This is a genomic window from Pseudomonas sp. P5_B2, assembly GCF_056400445.1.
Genome location: NZ_JBFULH010000453.1, coordinates 1 through 3,336, shown reverse-complemented (window position 1 = coordinate 3,336; position 3,336 = coordinate 1). Strand labels below are relative to the sequence as shown.

At 60.7% G+C, this 3,336-nt stretch carries 3 protein-coding genes; 2 read left to right on the top strand and 1 reads right to left on the bottom strand.

The window, feature by feature from the left end; all coding sequences use genetic code 11:
* On the bottom strand, positions 1-255 hold a 255-nt coding region (locus tag AC1DRJ_RS22225; protein ID WP_477804034.1), incomplete at its 3' end, for a glyceraldehyde 3-phosphate dehydrogenase NAD-binding domain-containing protein.
* A 218-nt stretch (positions 256-473) separates the two neighbouring features.
* Between AC1DRJ_RS22225 and edd the strand changes: the two genes are divergently transcribed.
* Together edd and AC1DRJ_RS22215 are read left to right on the top strand one after the other, a co-directional pair.
* The gene (gene edd / locus AC1DRJ_RS22220) at positions 474-2,300 is read left to right on the top strand and encodes a phosphogluconate dehydratase (RefSeq protein WP_477804033.1); all 1,827 of its coding nucleotides are present in this window, start codon (positions 474-476) and stop codon (positions 2,298-2,300) included.
* Positions 2,297-3,250, top strand: a complete 954-nt coding sequence (locus tag AC1DRJ_RS22215; RefSeq protein ID WP_477804032.1) for a glucokinase — start codon at positions 2,297-2,299, stop codon at positions 3,248-3,250. The genes edd and AC1DRJ_RS22215 overlap by 4 nt, the downstream gene beginning before the upstream one ends.
* The last annotated feature ends 86 nt before the right edge of the window (positions 3,251-3,336 follow it).

Genomic DNA, 3,336 nt, shown 5'->3' with positions numbered 1-3,336 from the left:
GTCGGCCGGGTTGCGAATGGCGCTGACGGCAATGCGGTCGCCGTTGACTGTCAGACTCTCGCGGTCGTGCTGAACATCGGCGTCGAACGTGCCATGAACAGTGTCAAACTTGAGCAAATGGGCGTTGATTGCGCTGTCGCCCAAATCATTGATGGCAACGATCTGAAGATCCTGACGATAGCCTTGGGTATACAGTGCGCGAAGGACGTTGCGGCCAATCCGGCCAAAACCATTGATTGCAATTCGAAGAGTCATTTACAGCGCCGCCGTCGTTTTGTTGTTGGAATTACAAGATTATTCGCATAAAAATAGAAAACAAGCGTTTTTAATGGCAATATTTTGTTCAATCTACAACGAGTGACCTGATCAACTGGTCCGACCGATCAAGAAAACCGTCTGTCATCCCAAYCACAACGGTTCTTGCTCAGCATAGACAATCAGGTCGCCACATCCGTTAGCCTGGAGTTCTACACATGCATCCCCGCGTCCTTGAGGTCACCGAACGGCTTATCGCCCGTAGCCGCGCCACGCGTGAGGCCTACCTTGCACTGATTCGTGGTGCCGCCAGCGACGGTCCGATGCGCGGCAAGCTGCAATGCGCCAACTTCGCCCACGGCGTGGCGGGTTGCGGCACTGAAGACAAAAACAGCCTGCGGATGATGAACTCCGCCAACATCGCCATAGTTTCGTCATATAACGACATGCTCTCGGCGCACCAGCCGTACGAAGTCTTCCCGGAACAGATCAAACGAGCGCTGCGCGAGATCGGTTCGGTCGGCCAGTTCGCTGGCGGTACCCCGGCCATGTGCGATGGCGTGACCCAGGGCGAACCGGGCATGGAACTGAGCCTGCCGAGCCGCGAAGTAATCGCTATGTCCACCGCCGTGGCGTTGTCCCACAACATGTTCGACGGCGCGCTGATGCTCGGCATCTGCGACAAGATCGTGCCGGGCCTGATGATGGGTGCGTTGCGCTTCGGTCATCTGCCGACGATTTTTGTGCCGGGCGGGCCGATGGTCTCGGGCATTTCCAACAAGCAGAAAGCCGATGTGCGCCAGCGCTACGCCGAAGGCAAGGCCAGCCGCGAAGAGCTGCTGGAGTCGGAAATGAATTCCTACCACAGCCCTGGCACCTGCRCGTTCTACGGCACCGCCAACACCAACCAGTTGCTCATGGAAGTGATGGGGCTGCACTTGCCGGGCGCGTCCTTYGTCAATCCGAACACGCCGTTGCGCGATGCCCTGACCCGCGAAGCGGCGCATCAGGTCACCCGCCTGACCAAGCAGAACGGCGACTTCATGCCGATTGGCGAAATTGTCGACGAGCGTTCGCTGGTCAACTCCATCGTGGCACTGCACGCCACCGGCGGTTCGACCAACCACACCTTGCACATGCCGGCCATCGCCATGGCGGCGGGCATTCAATTGACCTGGCAGGACATGGCCGACCTCTCTGAAGTCGTGCCGACCCTGAGCCACGTCTACCCGAATGGCAAAGCCGACATCAATCACTTCCAGGCCGCGGGCGGCATGTCGTTCCTGATCCGCGAATTGCTGGACGCCGGGCTGCTCCACGAAAACGTCAACACTGTGCTTGGTCACGGCCTGCGCCGTTACACGATGGAGCCGTTCCTCGATAACGGCGAACTGGTCTGGCGCGAAGGCGTGACCGACAGCCTCGACGAAAGCATCCTGCGCCCGGTCGCTCGGGCATTCTCGCCAGAAGGCGGTTTGCGCGTGATGGAAGGCAACCTCGGTCGCGGTGTGATGAAAGTCTCGGCCGTGGCGCTGGAAAACCAGATTGTCGAAGCACCGGCCATGGTGTTCCAGGATCAACAGGACCTGGCCGATGCGTTCAAGGCCGGTTTGCTGGAGAAAGATTTTGTCGCGGTGATGCGCTTCCAGGGCCCGCGTTCCAACGGCATGCCGGAGCTGCACAAGATGACGCCGTTCCTCGGCGTGTTGCAGGATCGAGGCTTCAAAGTGGCGCTGGTGACGGACGGACGCATGTCCGGCGCCTCGGGGAAAATCCCGGCGGCAATTCACGTCAGCCCCGAAGCTTATGTCGGCGGCGCTTTGGCGCGGGTGCAAGAGGGCGATATCATCCGCGTCGATGGCGTCAAAGGCACCCTGGAGCTTAAGGTGGACGCCGAAGAATTTGCAGCGCGCGAACCTGCCAAGGGCCTGTTGGGCAATAACATTGGCAGCGGACGCGAACTGTTTGGTTTCATGCGCATGGCCTTCAGCTCCGCAGAGCAGGGCGCCAGCGCCTTTACTTCTGCCCTGGAGACGCTTAATTGAAACTGGCTTTGGTCGGTGACATCGGTGGGACCAACGCTCGTTTCGCGTTGTGGAAAAACCAGCAACTGGAATCGGTCCAGGTGCTGGCGACGGCAGATTTCGCCAGCCCGGAGGAGGCGATCGCCCTCTATCTGAGCGGGCTCGGTCTGGCGTTGGGTTCGATCGGTTCGGTGTGCCTGTCGGTGGCCGGTCCCGTGAGCGGCGATGAATTCAGGTTCACCAACAATCACTGGCGACTGAGCCGCAAGGGTTTCTGCAAGACCTTGCAGGTCGATCAACTGTTACTGGTCAACGATTTTTCGGCGATGGCGCTGGGCATGACCCGTTTGCAGCCGGGCGAATTCCGGGTGGTCTGCGAAGGCACCCCGGAACCGTTGCGACCGGCGGTGGTGATTGGCCCGGGTACGGGCCTTGGCGTCGGTACCTTGCTGGATCTCGGCGAAGGGCGTTTTGCCGCGTTGCCCGGGGAAGGCGGTCWCGTCGATCTGCCGCTGAGTAGCCCGCGGGAAACGCAGTTGTGGCAACACATCTTCAATGAGGTCGGTCATGTCAGCGCTGAAACCGCGTTGAGCGGCGGCGGCTTGCCACGGGTGTACCGGGCGATTTGCGCTGTGGACGGTCACACGCCCGTGCTCGAAACACCGGAAGCGATCACCGCTGCCGGGCTGGCGGGCGATCCGATTGCGCTGGAAGTGCTGGAGCAGTTCTGCTGCTGGCTCGGTCGCGTGGCCGGCAACAACGTGCTGACCACCGGGGCGCGCGGTGGCGTGTACATCGTCGGTGGCGTGATCCCGCGGTTTGCCGATTTCTTCGTAGAAAGCGGATTTGCCCGATGCTTTGCCGACAAGGGTTGCATGAGCGATTACTTCAAAGGCATCCCGGTGTGGCTGGTGACGGCGCCATATTCCGGCCTGATGGGCGCGGGTGTGGCGCTGGAACAGGCACAGTAATGATCGTTCCCACGCTCCGCGTGGGAATGCAGCCCGTGACGCTCCGCGTCACTGGACGCGGAGCGTCCCTTGAAGCATTCCCACGC